The following is a 17,937-nucleotide window of genomic DNA, read 5'->3' on the forward strand; positions in this document are numbered from 1 at the left end:
GCCTGNATGCGNCCGAGCCGAGGTGAGGGGCCGGCGGTGGCAGGCTCACGGCTGCTCCGGCGTCCAAAGCACTTACTACCGGACGCAACAGAAACAAACGTCAGATCACGTACAAATCCACATACTCGTGTACCGGCATGTTTTCGAGCCGCTGTTGATCTAACGAGGCATCCAGAATGCGCGCTTGTTGCTTCGCGGGGAAAATGCGGGCCAGATTGGTGCGGAATTTGGTCTCTAGTAGTGGGATGCCTTCCTGGCGGCGTCGCTTGTGGCCGATGGGATATTCGCAGGTGACCTCGTCGAATCGGGTGCCGTCGTTAAAGACAACGGTCAGGGCGTTGGCGATCGAGCGTTTGTCTGGGTCGTGGTAATCGCGAGTATAGGCGGGGTCTTCGACGCAGATGATCTTGTCGCGCAGGGCGTCAATGCGCGGGTCCTGGGCGATCGTGTCTTCATAGTCGGCGGCGGTGAGGCGGCCGAACAAGATCGGGACGGCCACCATGTATTGAATGCAATGGTCGCGATCGGCGGGGTTGTTCAGTGGGCCCTTTTTATCGATGATGCGAATGCATGCTTCGTGCGTACGGATGGTGATCTGTTTGATGTCGTCGGCGGATTTGCCCGCGGCGTTGAGTTGGGCGTGGATCTCCATCGCGCACTCCACTGCGGTTTGCGAATGGAACTCCGCGGGGAACGATATCTTGAACAACACGTTTTCCATGACATAACTGCCATAGGGGCGCTGGAACGTGAAGGGCTGGCCCTTGAACAAAACGTCGTAAAAGCCCCAGGTTTTGGCGCTGAGCACCGATGGGTAGCCCATCTCGCCGGTCTTGGCGATGAGTGCCAGGCGCACGGCGCGGCTGGTGGCGTCGCCGGCCGCCCAGCTTTTGCGACTGCCCGTATTGGGGGCATGACGATAGGTTCGCAGGCTTTGGCCATCGACCCAGGCGAGCGAGACGGCGTTGATGATTTCTTCGCGGCTCAGGCCCAGCAGTTGCGCGACGACGGCGGTCGAGGCGACTTTGACCAAGACGACATGATCCAGGCCAACCTTGTTGAAGGAGTTTTCCAGGGCGATGCAGCCTTGGATTTCATGGGCCTTGATCATGCCCGTCAGGACGTCGCGCATGGTGAGTGGCGGTTTGCCGGTGGCAACGGCATTGCGCGATAGCCAGTCGGCGGTGGCGAGAATCCCGCCCAGATTATCCGACGGGTGGCCCCATTCCGCGGCCAGCCAGGTGTCGTTGAAGTCCAGCCAGCGGATCATGGCGCCGATATTAAAGGCGGCTTGCACCGGATCCAGCTGAAATTGTGTGCCGGGGACTTTGGCGCCATTCGGAACCACGGTGCCAGGCACGATAGGGCCCAACAATTTACGGCAAGCGGGATACTCCAGCGCTTCCAGGCCGCAACCCAGCGTATCGATCAGGCAATTGCGAGCTGTCTCATAGGCGAGACTGCTTTGAATGTCGTAGCCTAAGATGTAGTCGACGATGTCTGTCAGGACCTGATCGGCTTGCGGACGGACGTTGGAGATGTGAGCGGACATGCGGAACTCCTTCTGTACAGACCGCGCGTCGGCGCGGTGGAGGGCACGCGTGAATGCGTACCCTCGTTATCGGGGACAGGAGATGAGAGGCAGGGCAAATAGCATCGCAATCCAGAGGGAGTTATGGAAACCGGCTCGCGAGTCGGAGCAGGATACATAGCCTGCTTGAGTGAATCAGAGCGCATAGCTTGCCTGAACATTATCAACCACGTGGCATTACGGTGTCAGTGATAGCCTCAAAAATCATAGCCTGAAAAAGATTAATTGTTGACAATCTGGCTTATAAAAAACAGTTTGGCTATAATTTTCCTCGTAAAAATAGTTTGATTGTCGACATGTCCGAAAAAATCCTGACATTGCCGGTGAACGGCGCGACTGAGACAGAGACCTTGTCGGACCATGTGTTCCGAAAGATCCAGTCCGCCATCGTCAAAGGCGAAATCGCGCCCGGCAGCAAGATCTCCGAGCCTGAGCTGGCTCGCACCTACGGGATTAGCCGTGGGCCGCTGCGCGAGGCTATGCATCGGCTGGAGGGGCAGCGCTTGCTGGTGCGCGTGGCTCACGTGGGCGCGCGTGTCGTGTCGCTCAGTCAGCAAGAGCTGTGCGAGCTATACCAGATTCGAGAGTCGCTCGAAGGCATGGCCTGCCGCCTGGCCGCCGAGCGCATGACGCCGGCCGCCGTCAGCGAGCTGCGCCGGGTGCTCGAGGCGCATGAGCGCGACGAGGCTTTTCAGGCGGGTCGCGGCTACTACCAGCAAGAGGGGGACTACGACTTTCATTATCGTATCGTCCAGGGCAGTGGCAACCAGATGCTGATTCGCATGTTGTGCGATGAGCTCTATCAGTTGGCCCGCATGTATCGTATTCAATATTCGGCTACGCCTAATCGACCCCGCCAAGCGTTTACCGAACATCATCGCATTCTCGACGCTATCGCCGATGGCGATGGCGAATTGGCAGAACTCCTGATGCGCAGACACATCCGTGCATCCCGTCTCAACATTGAACATCAGATCGCGCAGGGCAACCTGCAGCACACCGAGGCCGAAGCATGAATACCCAATTTCGAAAGCCCCTGCCGGGCACCAGTCTGGACTATTTTGATGTGCGCGCCGCTGTCGATGCGATTGCGCCTGGCGCCTACGACACGTTGCCTTATACGTCACGTGTGTTGGCCGAAAACCTCGTGCGACGCTGTGATCCCGCGCTGTTGAACGACGCGCTGCGTCAATTGATCGAGCGCCGCCGCGATCTCGATTTCCCGTGGTTTCCGGCCCGCGTTGTCTGTCACGACATTCTGGGGCAGACGGCGCTGGTCGACTTGGCGGGTCTGCGCGATGCCATCGCCGAGAAGGGCGGCGACCCCGCCAAGGTCAATCCTGTCGTGCCGGTGCAGTTGATCGTGGATCACTCGTTGGCCGTCGAGCATGGTGGCTTTGAAGCCGATGCGTTTGAAAAGAACCGCGCGGTCGAGGATCGTCGCAACGAGGACCGATTCCATTTCATCGACTGGACACGCGAGGCGTTTCACAACATGGATGTCGTGCCGCCGGGCAACGGCATCATGCACCAGATCAACCTGGAGCGCATGTCGCCGGTGATCCATGCCCAGGAGGGCGTGGCGTATCCCGACACTCTGGTGGGCACCGATAGCCATACCCCTCATGTCGATGCCTTGGGCGTGTTCGCGATTGGCGTGGGCGGGCTGGAAGCCGAAAACGTCATGTTGGGCCGCGCGTCGTGGATGCGTTTGCCCGACATCGTGGGCGTCGAGCTCACGGGGCGTCGTCAGCCTGGTATCACGGCCACCGATATTGTGTTGACCTTGACCGAGTTCCTTCGCAAGGAAAAAGTCGTGGGCGCGTATCTGGAGTTTTATGGCGAAGGCGCATCCAGCCTCACGCTGGGCGATCGCGCGACGATTTCCAATATGGCGCCCGAGTATGGTGCGACAGCGGCCATGTTCTCGATCGATCAACAGACCATCGATTATCTGAAGCTCACGGGGCGTGAGGATGAGCAGGTGCGCCTGGTCGAAACCTACGCCAAAGTCGCGGGCTTGTGGTCCGATAGCCTGAGCCAGGTGCAATACGAACGCGTGCTGCATTTCGATCTGTCGAGCGTGGTGCGCACGATGGCTGGCCCTTCGAATCCGCATCGCCGGTTACCCGTGTCCGATCTGGCCGAGCGCGGTATTGCGGGTGTCGTGGAAAACCAGCCGAATCTGATGCCCGATGGCGCGGTCATCATCGCGGCCATCACCAGTTGCACCAATACCAGTAACCCGCGCAACGTCATCGCAGCCGCGCTGTTGGCGCGCAATGCCAACCGTGCGGGTTTGACGCGCAAGCCCTGGGTCAAGACGTCGCTCGCACCGGGATCCAAAGCCGTTGAGCTGTATCTGGACGAAGCCGGCCTGACGACAGAGCTGGAAAAACTGGGTTTTGGTATCGTCGCCTTCGCCTGTACGACGTGCAATGGCATGTCTGGCGCACTGGACCCCAAGATTCAGCAAGAGATCATCGACCGCGATTTGTATGCCACTGCCGTGTTGTCGGGGAATCGTAATTTTGACGGCCGTATCCACCCCTATGCCAAGCAGGCCTTCCTGGCATCGCCCCCGTTGGTCGTTGCATATGCGATTGCCGGCACGATCCGCTTTGATATCGAACAAGACGTACTGGGGCAAGACGTCAACGGCCAGGATATTCGCCTCAAAGACATCTGGCCCAGCGACGAAGAGATCGATGCCGTCGTCGCGACGGCCGTCAAGCCCGAGCAATTCCGCAAGGTCTACGCGCCGATGTTCGGGATTCGCGACCAACGCCGCGAGGCCGTGAGCCCCTTGTACGATTGGCGTCCTCAAAGCACCTATATTCGTCGCCCGCCGTACTGGGAAGGCGCGTTGGCAGGCGAACGCACGTTGCGCGGCATGCGTCCGCTTGCGGTGCTGGGCGACAACATCACCACCGACCATCTGTCGCCCTCGAACGCTATCCTGCTCGATAGCGCGGCTGGCGAATACCTGGCAAAAATGGGTTTGCCCGAAGAGGATTTCAACTCCTATGCCACGCATCGGGGCGATCACCTGACCGCGCAGCGCGCGACATTTGCCAACCCCAAGCTCTTTAACGAGATGGTGCGCAACGACGACGGCAGCGTCAAACAAGGCTCGCTGGCCCGTGTCGAACCCGAAGGCAAGACATTGCGTATGTGGGAGGCTATCGAGACCTATATGCAGCGCAAGCAACCGCTCATCATTGTGGCGGGGGCTGACTACGGACAGGGTTCGTCGCGCGACTGGGCGGCCAAGGGGGTGCGGTTGGCGGGCGTAGAGGCCATCGTGGCCGAAGGCTTCGAACGCATTCACCGCACCAACCTGCTTGGAATGGGCGTGTTGCCGCTCGAGTTCAAGCCGGGCACCGATCGCAAGACGCTGGCGCTTGATGGCACGGAAACCTATGACGTCACGGGCGAACGCAAGCCGCGCGTCGATCTGACGCTGATCGTGCATCGTCGCGATGGACAGACAGTGGAGGTTCCCGTGACCTGTCGACTCGATACGGCCGAGGAAGTCTCTATTTACGAGGCGGGCGGCGTGCTGCAGCGTTTTGCCCAGGACTTTCTCGAGGCAGAGTCCGCTGGCGTCGCCGCTAAGGCGGGTTAAACAAGGCTCCCTACCAGGCATTCCCGTTTTCAGGACCAGACTATGACTCACGCACCCCAGATCAAGATCCCCGCCACGTACATGCGCGGCGGCACGAGTAAAGGCGTATTTTTCAAGCTGACCGATTTGCCCGAGGCCGCACAGGTGCCCGGCCCCGATCGTGATGCGCTCTTGCTGCGCGTGATCGGCAGCCCGGATCCGTACGGCAAGCAGACTGACGGTATGGGCGCGGCAACGTCGAGCACCAGCAAAACCGTGATTCTGTCCAAGAGCACCCGGCCGGACCATGACGTGGACTACCTGTTTGGCCAGGTGTCCATTGATCAGCCCTTCGTCGACTGGAGCGGCAACTGCGGCAACCTGTCGGCCGCCGTCGGTCCGTTTGCGATTGCAAATGGACTAGTGGACGCACAACGCGTGCCCGAGAACGGCATCGCGATTGTGCGGATCTGGCAAGCCAATATTGGCAAAACCATCGTCTCTCATGTGCCCATCACCAACGGCCAGGTCCAGGAAACCGGCGACTTTGAACTGGATGGTGTGACGTTTCCGGCCGCCGAAGTCACGCTCGAGTTCATGGATCCAGCCGATGAAGGCGAGGGCGATAGCGGTTCCATGTTCCCCACCGGTAACATCGTGGACGAACTCGACGTGCCGGGCGTGGGTAAATTCCAGGCCACGTTTATCAACTCTGGCATTCCCACGATCTTTCTGAATGCTGACGCATTGGGCTATACCGGTGCCGAGTTGCAGGACGACATTAATAGCGATCCCGCCGCGCTCGCGCGTTTTGAAACCATCCGTGCCTATGGGGCGGTGCGCATGGGATTGATCAGTTCGCCGGAGCAGGCGGCAGGTCGTCAACACACACCCAAAGTCGCGTTCGTGTCCCCGCCCAAGGCCTACACCGCCTCCAGCGGTAAAACGATCTCGGAGAGTGACGTTGACGTATTGGTGCGCGCCTTGTCCATGGGCAAATTGCACCACGCCATGATGGGGACGGCCTCAGTTGCGATCGCGACGGCCGCCGCCGTGCCGGGTACCTTAGTCAATCTGGCCGCCGGTGGTGGCGCGCGTGATGGCGTGCGTTTCGGCCATCCGTCCGGCACGTTGCGCGTCGGAGCGCAAGCCCGCCAGGTCGATGGCAACTGGACCGTCACCAAGGCCATCATGTCACGCAGCGCGCGCGTGCTGATGGAGGGCTGGGTGCGTGTGCCGTGGGCACCGAATCGGGGGTAATTGCTGGATAGGCAGGCGCAGCAAGATCAGCCCCTATTTGTTGGTGGGATTTAGATGTTCAGGTGGCGTGAGATATCAGAATAGTTTGCTGGTGGTAGACGACTAGCGTCAGTACAATTCGATTCAAGATATGCCCACCTGAACAAGAAACAGCCATGCCAGAAACCGCCACCATTCTTGCTTTTGCCGCTATTTCACTGGGTATGGTCATGACACCCGGACCGAATATGATTTATTTGGTCTCGCGTTCTATCTGTCAGGGGCGGCGCGCAGGCGTCCTGTCGCTATTGGGCGTATTGCTGGGCTTCGTGTTTTACATGGTCAGTGCTGCGCTAGGTATTTCGGCACTGCTTTTCGCGGTTCCATATGCCTACGAAGCGCTATGCTACGGCGGTGCCCTGTACCTGCTTTATATGGCCTGGCAAGCGGTTCGCCCTGGCGGCCGCTCACCCTTTCAGGTCAAGGAATTGCCGCCAGACAGCCCTAAAAAGCTGTTCTTGATGGGCTTTCTTACCAATCTGCTGAACCCCAAAATCGCAGTCATGTATCTGTCGCTGCTGCCGCAGTTTGTCGACCCCGACAAGGGCAGCATCCTGACGCAATCCCTGGCTTTAGGATCCGTACAAGTCGCCATCAGCATCAGCATAAACCTGCTGATCGTCATCCTGGCCGGCAGCATCGCTTCCTTTCTCGCCACCCGGCCCACTTGGGCCGTTGCCCAACGATGGCTGATGGGCACCGTCCTGGCCGGCCTAGCCATCAGAATGATGCTCACTGCCCGGAGATAGTGAACGGCCGGTGTCGGCTTGATACGGAGGGCGAGGGCGCCAAAAGAACCCTCTCCGCCCCGAGTCCGAGCTAACCAATGGAAGAGCTTACTTCCGCTTTTCCAACGGCACGTACTTCTGATCATCCGGCCCGACATAGTTAGCCGTAGGACGAATGATCTTGTTATCGACACGCTGCTCGATCACGTGGGCGGACCAGCCCGCCGTACGCGCGATCACAAACAGCGGCGTAAACATCTCCGTCGGCACACCCATCATGTGATAGCTCACCGCCGAGAACCAGTCCAGGTTCGGGAACATCTTCTTGACATCCCACATCACCGTTTCCAGACGCTCCGCAATATCGAACATCTTTGTGCTGCCCGCCTTCTTTGACAGCTTTTGGGCAACGTCCTTGATGACCTTATTGCGCGGATCCGAAACCGTGTAGACCGGGTGGCCAAAGCCGATAATGACTTCCTTGGCTTCAACGCGGCGGCGGATATCCGCCTCGGCCTCGTCCGGGCTGTCATAGCGCTTTTGCACTTCGAACGCCACCTCGTTAGCGCCACCGTGCTTCGGACCCCGCAGAGCGCCGATGCCGCCGGTGATCGCCGAATACATATCCGAGCCCGTGCCGGCAATCACGCGACTGGTAAACGTCGAGGCATTGAACTCGTGCTCGGCGTACAGGATCAGCGACGTATGCATTGCGCGAACCCAATCGTCCGACGGTTTTTTGCCGTGCAGCAAATGCAGGAAATGACCGCCGATGCTGTCGTCGTCCGTTTGGACGTCGATGATGCGACCGTTATGGCTGTAGTGATACCAGTACAACAGGGCGGATCCCAGATTCGCCATCAGGCGGTCGGCGATGTCCCGGGCGCCGGGAATATTGTGATCGTCCTTCTCGGGCAACACGCAGCCCAGGACCGACACGGCCGTACGCATCACATCCATGGGATGGCTCGATGCCGGCAGGCTTTCCAGCGCATTTTGCAATTGTGCCGGCAGGCCGCGCAGGGAGCGCAGTCGTTCTTTGTAAGCCTTGAGTTCGGCCTTGGTGGGCAACTTGCCGTGCACCAGCAAATGGGCGATTTCTTCGAATTCGGCTTCGCCAGCAAAATCCAGAATGTCATAGCCGCGGTAGTGCAGGTCATTACCGGTGCGACCTACCGAGCACAGGGCTGTATTACCGGCGACAACGCCAGACAGCGCTACGGATTTTTTTGGCTTGAAGCCCGCTTTTTCTTCGGTGGAGGCGCTGGCGGTTTGGGGTGTTGTTCCAGCGCTTTGCTTCTTGGGCGACGTGCTCATGTCTCTGACTCCTTGCCCTGATGGGCATGAATGGGGCGAAAGTTGACTTGCAACGCGGGTCGATGCGACAACACGTATCGACCCGCGCGAAAATTACTTGCCTTTACCTTGCTGGAACAGCGCATCCAGTTGCGACTCGAAAGCATGGTAGCCGATGCGATCGTACAGCTCGTCGCGGGTTTGCATCGTATCCAGCACGTTCTGTTGGTGGCCGTCGCGGCGGATGGCCTGGTACACGTTCTCGGCGGCCTTGTTCATGGCGCGGAAAGCCGACAGCGGATACAGCACCATGCCGACACCCACGCTGCCCAGTTCCTCGACGGAGAACAGCGGGGTCTTGCCGAATTCAGTGATGTTGGCCAGCAGCGGCACGCTGACCGCCTTGGCAAAACGCTCATAGGTAGGCAGGTCGTAGGCGGCTTCGGCAAAGATGGCGTCAGCACCGGCCTCGACGCACGCCAGGGCGCGCTCGATGGCCGCATCCACGCCATGCGAGGCGATCGCATCGGTACGCGCAATCAGGTAGAAATCGGAATCGATTCGTGCATCGGCGGCCGCTTTGACGCGGTCAGCCATTTCCTGGGTGCTGACGATTTCTTTGCCCGGACGATGGCCGCAACGCTTGGCGCCGACCTGGTCTTCGATATGGCAACCCGCCGCGCCGAACTTGATCAGGCTTTTGATGGTGCGCGCGATATTGAACGCCGACGGACCAAAACCGGTGTCGATGTCGACGATGAGGGGGACGTCGCATACGTCCGTGATACGGCGTACGTCGGTCAATACATCGTCCAGGGTATTGATGCCCAGGTCGGGTAAACCGAGCGAGCCGGCGGCGACACCGCCCCCCGAGAGGTAAATGGCGCGGTACCCGGCACGCTTGGCCAGCAGGGCGTGGTTGGCGTTGATGGTGCCAATGATTTGTAGCGGATTTTCTTCGGCCAAGGCTTGGCGAAAGAGAGCACCAGGAGAAGTGGGGCGGGTCATGGACGAGTCTCCGAGGATTAGGGCTGGACGCTCAGTCGGGCGCCCTGTGGCCTGATTGATAGTGCAGAAAATGCCGTCTACGTACTCTGACGATGCGCTCGGGTAGCACTGCCGCATGCATCGACCAGCCGCTTGGGCTGCGCAATAAATCTGTTTCCTTGGTGGCAGCGGATCTGCGCTGCTGTCAACGACGGGCAGGCTTGTACACAGGGCGCCTTCATCACGCCATGAGGCATGGTGATGGAAAAGACACAGATTTATTGCGGCGCGGAAAATACCGCGCCGCCCGCCAGGCCGGAGCCTGGCAGCTTGCGGGAATTACTTCAGCAGGTCTTTCACGCCGTCGCGCTCTTCGAGCAGCTCTTTCAGCGTGAAGTCCAGGCGCTCGCGCGAGAAGGCGTCGATTTCCAGGCCTTCGACACGCTTGTATTCGCCGTTTTCGGTGGTGACCGGCACGCCGTAGATGATGCCTTCGGGGATGCCGTAGGAACCGTCGGACGGAATACCCATGGTGACCCACTTGCCGTTGCTGCCCAGGATCCAGTCATGCACATGGTCGATGGCGGCGTTGGCGGCCGAAGCGGCCGACGACAGACCACGAGCTTCGATGATGGCGGCGCCACGCTTGCCCACGGTGGGGATAAAGGTGTCGCGGTTCCAGGCGTCGTCGTTGATCAGCTTGGTCAGGCTTTCACCGCCCACCGTGGCAAAGCGGAAGTCCGGATACATGGTGGGCGAGTGGTTGCCCCATACGATCAGGTTTTCGATATCGGCAACGGCCTTGCCCGACTTGGCTGCCAGTTGCGACAGGGCACGGTTGTGATCCAGGCGCAGCATGGCGGTGAAGTTCTTGGCGGGCAGATCCGGCGCCGACTTCATGGCGATGTAGGCGTTGGTGTTGGCGGGGTTGCCGACGACCAGGACTTTGACGTCACGGCTGGCGACGTCGTTCAAAGCCTTGCCCTGAGCGGTGAAAATCTGGGCGTTGACGCTCAGCAGGTCTTTGCGTTCCATGCCGGGGCCGCGGGGGCGCGCGCCGACCAGCAGTGCCACGTCAGCGTCTTTGAACGCGGTGCGGGGGTCGCTGTGAGCGGTGATTTCCTGCAGCAACGGGAAAGCGCAGTCATCGAGTTCCATGATGACGCCCTGCAGGGCTTTTTGCGCTTTTTCGTCGGGGATTTCCAGCAGTTGCAAAATGACCGGCTGGTCTTTACCTAGCATTTCGCCGGAGGCGATGCGAAACAGGAGGGCGTAACCGATTTGGCCGGCGGCGCCGGTGACGGCGACACGCAAGGCAGGCTTGGACATGAAGATTCTCCGTGATGAGTTCTGTGAGACAACAATCTCGCAATCAGTTTAATCGCAGGGCGTCGCCGGATGCGCCGTCCGTGGTGTTTAAAGTGGCGTAAATCCTAGATCGAATTTACGTATACGTCAATTGCTCTTATGTTTTATATAAGACATAAGACGTTGGACAGTGGCGCGCCAGTTATGCCACAATGCGGCGTTTGGCCGGCATCCTGTATTCATGGCACATAGCGGCCATGCCCGCCGACAAACACAGTACCGAAAACAACGATCATGGCAGACCCCAGGCCCGAACCTCCGCTACGCAATCGCGCCGCCCGACCGGCGGGCGAGGGGGCCGCTTTCAGTCCGCTGTATCGTCAGATCAAAGACTTGCTGGTGCAGGGCCTCGAGCGTGGCGAATGGAAGCCCGGCGAGTTGATCCCCAGCGAGATCGACCTGGCCGCGCGCTTTCAGGTCAGCCAGGGCACCGTACGCAAAGCCGTCGATGAGCTCGCCGCCGAGCACCTGCTGCTGCGTCGCCAAGGCAAGGGTACCTTTGTTGCCACCCACCACGAAGCCCGTGTCCGTTACCGCTTTCTCCGGCTCGCCGCTGATGTCGAAGGCGAGAGCGGGCGCGCCGAAAGCCGTATCCTCGAGTGCCGCCGCCAGAGTGCGCCTGCCGAAATCGCGCGGGCACTGGAGTTGCGCACCGGCGAAACCGTTGTCATGATCCGCCGCCAGTTGTCCATGAATCATCGCCCCACGGTCATTGATGACATCTGGCTGCCTGGCCCAGTCTTTCGGGGCCTGACACTCGAGGTTCTCAAGGCCAACAAGGCGCCGCTGTATGGTCTGTTCGAGACCGAATTCGGCGTCAGTATGGTTCGCGCCGACGAAAAACTACGCGCTGTAGAGGCGCCCGCCGAGATCGCGGGATTGTTGGGCGTCACGCCGGGCTCTCCGCTGTTACAGGTCGATCGCGTGTCTTATACCTATGGCGACCGACCAGTGGAAATTCGTCGTGGACTCTACTTGACTGATCACTACCATTACCGCAATAACTTGAATTGATGAGCTTTTTTCCTACGATTTGATACCAACCGTTCTCTAGGCGAAAATAGAGCGTTTGCCCGAAAGGGCGGCTCCACTTTCGTTGTCACGAATCCCTAGCACCGTAACACCGAGGCCGTCATGACCGACACCGCTGCCAAGCCACGCCCGCAGTTTCGCAATATAGGTATTGCGCAAATCGCCAAATATCGCCTGCCCCTGGCAGGAAAATTGTCCATCTTGCACCGCGTCAGCGGCGCGTTGTTGTTTCTCTGTCTTCCCTTGGTCATTCTGCCGTTGTTCGCGGCCAGCGTGGCCTCGCCCGAAAGTTACGCCCAGATCGCCGAGTACGCAGGCAATCCGATAGTCAAGCTGGTGTTCCTGGCATTGGTGTGGGGTTATCTGCACCATTTCTGTGCCGGCATCCGTTACCTGGTGCTGGATCTGCATATCGGTATCGACAAGATCTCGGCCCAGAAAAGCGCTGGCGTCGCCTTTGGTGTCAGCCTGGCGCTGACCGTCGTCTTCGCCCTCAAACTATTCGGAGTTCTGTAATGGCTGAAACCAAAAACTATGGCCCCAAGCGCCTGGTTGTGGGGGCCCACTACGGCGTGATCGACTTTATCGCGCAACGCATTACGGCGGTCATCATGGCCGTGTATACCCTGGTACTGATCGTCGGCCTGCTCGTCATGCCGTCGTTCTCCTACGAAAACTGGAAGGCGTTGTTTACCTTCCACGTTGGGGCACTTCCTGTTGGCCAATTGCTGGCCACCTTGTTTTTCTTTGCGTTGACCTGGCACGCCTGGATCGGTGTGCGCGACATTTGGATGGATTACGTCAGGCCCACAGGCGTGCGCCTGTTGCTGCAAGTGCTGACTATCCTCTGGTTGGTCGCATCGATTGTCTATTTCGCGCAAATCATCTGGAGTATCTAAGCCGTGGTCTCTGTCACGAAATCCCTGCCGCGCCGCCAATTTGATGTGGTCGTCGTCGGTGCCGGCGGAGCCGGCATGCGCTGTTCCTTGCAACTGGCCCAAGCCGGCCTGTCGGTTGCGGTTCTGTCCAAAGTTTTCCCCACCCGTTCGCACACCGTGGCGGCTCAGGGCGGCGTCAGTGCCTCGTTGGGCAACATGAGCGAAGACAACTGGTACTGGCATATGTACGACACCGTCAAGGGGTCGGACTGGCTGGGTGACCAGGATGCCATCGAATTCATGTGCCGCGAAGCCCCCAACGCCGTGTACGAACTCGAGCATTTCGGCATGCCGTTTGACCGCAACGCCGATGGCACCATATACCAGCGTCCATTCGGTGGACACACCGCCAATTTCGGTGAAAAACCGGTGCAACGTGCCTGTGCCGCGGCCGACCGTACCGGCCACGCCCTGTTGCACACGCTGTATCAGCGTAACGTCGCCGCCCGCACGCAGTTCTTCGTCGAATGGATGGCGCTGGATCTGCTGCGCAACGAAGACGGCGACGTCGTCGGTGTAACGGCGCTCGAAATGGAAACGGGCGACATTTACATCCTGGAAGCCAAGACCACGGTGCTGGCCACCGGTGGCGCCGGCCGTATCTGGGCCGCCTCCACCAACGCCTTCATTAATACCGGCGATGGCCTGGGTATGGCAGCGCGCGCCGGTATCCCTTTGCAAGACATGGAATTCTGGCAATTCCACCCGACCGGCGTGGCCGGCGCGGGCGTCTTGATTACCGAAGGTGTGCGCGGCGAAGGCGGCATCCTGTTGAACAAGGATGGCGAGCGCTTCATGGAGCGCTATGCGCCCACGCTCAAGGACTTGGCCCCGCGTGACTTCGTGTCCCGCTCGATGGACCAGGAAATCAAAGAAGGCCGGGGTTGCGGTCCCGATGGCAGCTACGTGGTGCTCAAGCTTGATCACCTTGGGGCTGACGTTATCAACAAACGTTTGCCGTCGATTCGTGAAATCGCGATCAAGTTCGGCAACGTCGACCCGATCAAGGAACCGATCCCGGTGGTGCCGACCATCCACTATCAGATGGGTGGGATTCCGGCCAACTATCATGGTCAGGTGTTGTCGCGCGTCAATGGCGAAAACAAGATCGTCAATGGTTTGTACGCGGTGGGTGAGTGCGCGGCCGTGTCTGTCCACGGTGCGAACCGCCTGGGCACCAACTCGCTGCTGGATCTGATCGTGTTTGGCCGTGCGACCGGCAACCACATCGTGAATTCGCATCCCGAACGCCAGCACGCGCACCAGCCCGTGCCCCAAGCGGCTGTCGATTTCTCGCTGGATCGCCTTGCCAAGCTCGAAGGCCGTACCTCGGGCGAAAAGACGCAAGACGTCGCCAACGCGATCCGTGTGTCGATGCAGCGTCACTGCGGCGTGTTCCGTACGTTGGACTTGCTCAACGAAGGCGTGGGTCAGATCGAAGATCTGGCCAAGCAAGCCGAGCATCTTTACTACAAGGACAAGTCCCAGGTTTTCAACATGGCCCGCATCGAGGCACTAGAAGTTGCCAATATGACTGAAGTGGCGCGCGCCACCATCAAATCGGCCGCGAGCCGTCTGGAGAGCCGTGGCGCCCATGCATTGGATGACCACCCCCTTCGCGACGACGACAACTGGCTCAAGCATACCCTCTGGTATTCCGAAGGCAGCCGTCTGGAATATAAGCCCGTCCAAATGAAGCCGATGACGGTCGAGTCCTTCCCGCCTAAAGCGCGTACTTTCTAAGCAGGATTCTGTGATGAGCACTAAAAGAATCGTCAAATTCGAAATCTACCGCTACGATCCGGACAAGGACGAGCGCCCGTACATGCAAAAGCTGGACGTCGAACTCCAGCCGACCGACAAGATGCTGCTTGACGCGCTGGTGCGTATCAAGAACGACGTGGACGACAGTCTGTCGCTGCGCCGTTCGTGCCGCGAAGGCGTGTGCGGTTCTGACGCCATGAACATCAATGGCAAGAACGGCCTGGCATGCACGACCAACCTGCGCGAGCTTAAACAACCTATCGTGCTTAAGCCGTTGCCTGGTCTGCCGGTGATCCGAGATTTGATCGTGGACATGACCCACTTTTTCAATCAGTATCACTCTGTTCGCCCGTATCTGATCAACGACGCGCCGCCGCCTGAGCGCGAGCGCCTGCAGTCGCCCGAAGCCCGCGAAGAGCTCGATGGTCTGTACGAGTGCATTCTGTGTGCCTGCTGCTCGACATCCTGCCCGTCCTTCTGGTGGAACCCCGACAAGTTCGTGGGCCCCGCCGGCCTGTTGCAAGCCTATCGTTTCATCGCGGATAGCCGCGACGAAGCCACGGGTGCCCGTCTGGACAACCTGGAAGACCCGTACCGCCTGTTCCGTTGCCATACCATCATGAATTGCGTGGACGTCTGTCCCAAGGGTCTGAACCCCACCAAGGCAATTGGCAAAATCAAGGAACTGATGGTGCGTCGTACTGTCTAGTTAATACGGTAAAGAGATCAATATGAGCGGTTTGACTGAACTTGAACGGGCACGCCTTCGGTGGCGGGCACGCCGCGGGCTGCTCGAAAATGATTTGATCATTACCCGTTATCTGGATGCGTACGAAACGCAGCTCACCGATGAGGACGTCAGCGCGTTGACGCAGTTGTTCGATCTGGGTGACAACGACTTGCTCGATTTGCTGTTGGCGCGCACAGAGCCCGAAGGGGCAATCGATACGCCACGGTTGCGAGAGATCATCGGAAAAATGCGTGAGCTCTGATTAATTTTGAGGAAATATGCGATGAATCTGTCTGATAAGAAAGCCACTCTATCGTTCTCGGACGGCTCTAAGCCGATCGAGTTTCCCGTGTACAAGGGCACGGTCGGCCCGGAAGTCATCGACATCCGCAAGCTGTATGGCCAAACTGGCATGTTTACGTTCGACCCCGGCTTTATGTCGACGGCGGCGTGCGAGTCGGCTATTACGTACATCGACGGCGACAAGGGCGAATTGCTGTATCGCGGCTATCCCATCGAGCAGTTGGCGGTGAATTGCGATTTCCTCGATATCTGCTATCTGATCATGAACGGCGAACTGCCCAACCGTGATCAAAAAACCGACTTTGATTCGCAGGTGACGCATCACACGTTGGTCAACGAGCAATTGCATCTTTTCCTGCGCGGTTTCCGTCGCGATGCGCATCCGATGGCTGTGTTGACGGGCCTGGTGGGCGCGCTGTCGGCGTTCTATCATGACTCGACTGACATCACCAACCCGCAGCATCGCCATATCTCGGCGATTCGCCTGATCGCCAAGATGCCGACCCTGGTGGCGATGGCTTACAAGTTCTCGGTAGGCCAGCCGTTCATCTACCCGCAGAACGACATGTCGTACACCGGCAACTTCCTGCGCATGATGTTCGCGACGCCCTGCGAAGAGTACAAGGTCAACGAGGTCGTTGAGCGCGCACTCGATCGTATTTTCATCTTGCACGCCGACCACGAGCAAAATGCCTCGACCTCGACCGTACGTCTGTGCGGTTCGTCGGGTACGAATCCGTTCGCGGCGATTTCCGCGGGTGTGGCTTGCTTGTGGGGCCCGGCTCACGGTGGCGCCAACGAAGCGTGCTTGCAGATGCTCGAAGAACTCCAGGCCAATGGTGGCGTGGACAAGGTCGGCGAGTTCATGGAGAAGGTCAAGGACAAGAACTCGGGCGTTCGCCTGATGGGCTTTGGCCACCGTGTCTACAAGAACTACGATCCGCGCGCGAAGTTGATGCAAGAGACGTGCAAGGAAGTCCTGCAGTCGCTGGGCCTGGAAAACGATCCACTGTTCAAGCTGGCGATGGAACTGGAGCGTATTGCTCTGGAAGACGATTATTTCGTGTCGCGCAAGCTCTACCCGAACGTGGACTTCTACTCGGGTATCGTTCAACGCGCCATTGGCATTCCGACGTCGCTGTTTACGGCCATCTTCGCGTTGGCACGTACGGTGGGCTGGATCGCCCAGTGGAACGAAATGCTGTCGGATCCGGATTACAAAATTGGCCGTCCGCGCCAATTGTTCACTGGCTCGGTCACGCGTGATGTGCCTTCGATGGATAACCGTTAATTTGCTTCGTCGGTCTCTGCTTCGTTAGTGAGGTAGGGATTGATTGCATTGTTAAAAAGCCATGCGTCTTTGGATGCGTGGCTTTTTTGCTTCTGCGGGGGTGTCGCTATTAAGACGTCCCGGCCGCGCGCTTGGAAGCGATACCGGCGTAATCGCNGCGGCTCGGCCCAACCAGGGGCCTCGGCCCGCGCTGCGCGCGGGCTGCCCTTGCTCAAAACGCCGGTATCGCTTCCAAGCGCGCGGCCGGGACTCGCGTTAACTGCATGCCCTGGTGGTGTTATGCAATGTTCATTGCATCGGGTGCTCTTGGTGGCACGTGATGCATTGATTCGCCCTGGGATTACATGCCTATGCCGCGTGCCATTAGTGCGGCGAATAGGGGGAGGAGGACTAGCAGGTGGACTTCTACCATGACCCAGCGGCGGGCGCGTTTGATTTGCAGCGGGGCCGGGAGATATGTTGAGTCAAGTTTGGCCTGTTTGTTCCATTTGATGAAGGCGATCGTGGGGGGGATGGAACAGAGGGCGATGAGGATGAATACGCCGAATTTGGCGTGGAACCAGGGGTTGGCCATGTAGAAGGCCGCGCCTTTGGCGCCGAAAATCAGGCGCAGGACGCCGGTGATCAGGACGGCGATGGCGCTTGCGGCGTACACGCGATCGTAAATGGCGAGGCGGCGCAGGGTGGGGGTGGTCAGAGTGGGCCGCAGCAAGACGGTTTGTGCGGTCATGGCGACGATCAGCAGGAAGATGGCAAGGTAGTGAATCCAGGCGAGCAGGGCGTCTTGCAACATCGATACCTCGAGGTGGTTGAGATGAAAGGAGGGTGCTACGGAGCGGGGCCTATTAGCGAATCGCCGAAGGCTGTTGGACAAGCGATGTGTCCAAGGCTTTCGCGAGCAAAAAAAGCCACGCGGCAGCCACTGCGTGGCTTTGCTGCCTCCCAAGGCGTGTTTTTATTTTGGGATGGCCCCGCAATAAAAAAGGCGGACCAGAGGGAGCGC

At 59.1% G+C, this 17,937-nt stretch carries 16 protein-coding genes; 11 read left to right on the forward strand and 5 right to left on the reverse strand.

Annotated features, from left to right (window positions below):
- Positions 1-100: 100 nt before the first annotated feature.
- Positions 101-1,552 (reverse strand): bifunctional 2-methylcitrate dehydratase/aconitate hydratase, encoded by a 1,452-nt coding sequence (locus tag ACNAZS_RS14685; protein WP_415790533.1) that lies wholly within the window; start codon positions 1,550-1,552, stop codon positions 101-103.
- Between the two features lie 335 nt (positions 1,553-1,887).
- Between ACNAZS_RS14685 and ACNAZS_RS14690 the strand changes: the two genes are divergently transcribed.
- The 4 genes from ACNAZS_RS14690 to ACNAZS_RS14705 all read left to right on the forward strand — a co-directional run bounded on the left by ACNAZS_RS14690 (position 1,888) and on the right by ACNAZS_RS14705 (position 7,246).
- Positions 1,888-2,607 (forward strand): GntR family transcriptional regulator, encoded by a 720-nt coding sequence (locus tag ACNAZS_RS14690; protein WP_415790535.1) that lies wholly within the window; start codon positions 1,888-1,890, stop codon positions 2,605-2,607.
- Positions 2,604-5,219: a Fe/S-dependent 2-methylisocitrate dehydratase AcnD gene (acnD, locus tag ACNAZS_RS14695; protein ID WP_415790537.1), complete on the forward strand. Its 2,616-nt coding sequence runs from the start codon at positions 2,604-2,606 to the stop codon at positions 5,217-5,219. The genes ACNAZS_RS14690 and acnD overlap by 4 nt, the downstream gene beginning before the upstream one ends.
- A gap of 42 nt (positions 5,220-5,261) precedes the next feature.
- Positions 5,262-6,458 (forward strand): 2-methylaconitate cis-trans isomerase PrpF, encoded by a 1,197-nt coding sequence (gene prpF, locus ACNAZS_RS14700; RefSeq protein ID WP_415790539.1) that lies wholly within the window; start codon positions 5,262-5,264, stop codon positions 6,456-6,458.
- A 155-nt stretch (positions 6,459-6,613) separates the two neighbouring features.
- Positions 6,614-7,246, forward strand: coding sequence for a LysE family translocator (locus ACNAZS_RS14705; RefSeq protein WP_415790541.1), 633 nt, complete (start codon positions 6,614-6,616; stop codon positions 7,244-7,246).
- A gap of 87 nt (positions 7,247-7,333) precedes the next feature.
- On the opposite strand, the gene prpC is transcribed toward ACNAZS_RS14705, so the two are convergent.
- From prpC to ACNAZS_RS14720, 3 genes are all read right to left on the reverse strand, one after another.
- Positions 7,334-8,542 (reverse strand): bifunctional 2-methylcitrate synthase/citrate synthase, encoded by a 1,209-nt coding sequence (gene prpC, locus ACNAZS_RS14710; protein ID WP_415790543.1) that lies wholly within the window; start codon positions 8,540-8,542, stop codon positions 7,334-7,336.
- A gap of 93 nt (positions 8,543-8,635) precedes the next feature.
- Positions 8,636-9,529: a methylisocitrate lyase gene (gene prpB / locus ACNAZS_RS14715; RefSeq protein ID WP_415790545.1), complete on the reverse strand. Its 894-nt coding sequence runs from the start codon at positions 9,527-9,529 to the stop codon at positions 8,636-8,638.
- Positions 9,530-9,847: 318 nt separating this feature from the next.
- Complete coding sequence (locus ACNAZS_RS14720) at positions 9,848-10,837, reverse strand: malate dehydrogenase (protein WP_415790547.1); 990 nt, start codon at positions 10,835-10,837, stop codon at positions 9,848-9,850.
- 273 nt (positions 10,838-11,110) lie between these two features.
- Here ACNAZS_RS14720 and ACNAZS_RS14725 point away from each other — a divergent pair, with 273 nt between their 5' ends.
- From ACNAZS_RS14725 to ACNAZS_RS14755, 7 genes are all read left to right on the forward strand, one after another.
- Complete coding sequence (locus ACNAZS_RS14725) at positions 11,111-11,890, forward strand: GntR family transcriptional regulator (protein WP_415790549.1); 780 nt, start codon at positions 11,111-11,113, stop codon at positions 11,888-11,890.
- Between the two features lie 120 nt (positions 11,891-12,010).
- Positions 12,011-12,424, forward strand: a complete 414-nt coding sequence (gene sdhC, locus ACNAZS_RS14730; protein ID WP_415790551.1) for a succinate dehydrogenase, cytochrome b556 subunit — start codon at positions 12,011-12,013, stop codon at positions 12,422-12,424.
- Positions 12,424-12,807, forward strand: coding sequence for a succinate dehydrogenase, hydrophobic membrane anchor protein (gene sdhD / locus ACNAZS_RS14735; protein ID WP_415790553.1), 384 nt, complete (start codon positions 12,424-12,426; stop codon positions 12,805-12,807). The genes sdhC and sdhD overlap by 1 nt, the downstream gene beginning before the upstream one ends.
- Positions 12,808-12,810: 3 nt before the next feature.
- The gene (gene sdhA / locus ACNAZS_RS14740) at positions 12,811-14,589 is read left to right on the forward strand and encodes a succinate dehydrogenase flavoprotein subunit (RefSeq protein ID WP_415790555.1); all 1,779 of its coding nucleotides are present in this window, start codon (positions 12,811-12,813) and stop codon (positions 14,587-14,589) included.
- Positions 14,590-14,602: 13 nt separating this feature from the next.
- The gene (locus ACNAZS_RS14745) at positions 14,603-15,319 is read left to right on the forward strand and encodes a succinate dehydrogenase iron-sulfur subunit (RefSeq protein ID WP_415790557.1); all 717 of its coding nucleotides are present in this window, start codon (positions 14,603-14,605) and stop codon (positions 15,317-15,319) included.
- 22 nt (positions 15,320-15,341) lie between these two features.
- The gene (locus ACNAZS_RS14750) at positions 15,342-15,602 is read left to right on the forward strand and encodes a succinate dehydrogenase assembly factor 2 (protein WP_415790559.1); all 261 of its coding nucleotides are present in this window, start codon (positions 15,342-15,344) and stop codon (positions 15,600-15,602) included.
- Between the two features lie 21 nt (positions 15,603-15,623).
- Positions 15,624-16,934, forward strand: a complete 1,311-nt coding sequence (locus ACNAZS_RS14755) for a citrate synthase (protein ID WP_415790562.1) — start codon at positions 15,624-15,626, stop codon at positions 16,932-16,934.
- Positions 16,935-17,274: 340 nt separating this feature from the next.
- Here ACNAZS_RS14755 and ACNAZS_RS14760 read toward each other — a convergent pair whose 3' ends face one another.
- A complete protein-coding gene (locus ACNAZS_RS14760; RefSeq protein ID WP_415790564.1) occupies positions 17,275-17,727 on the reverse strand; it encodes a DUF2214 family protein in 453 nt (150 codons plus the stop codon).
- Positions 17,728-17,937: the final 210 nt, after the last annotated feature.

The sequence above is a fragment of the Bordetella tumulicola genome (assembly GCF_965138755.1).
GTDB lineage: Bacteria > Pseudomonadota > Gammaproteobacteria > Burkholderiales > Burkholderiaceae_B > Bordetella_A > Bordetella_A tumulicola.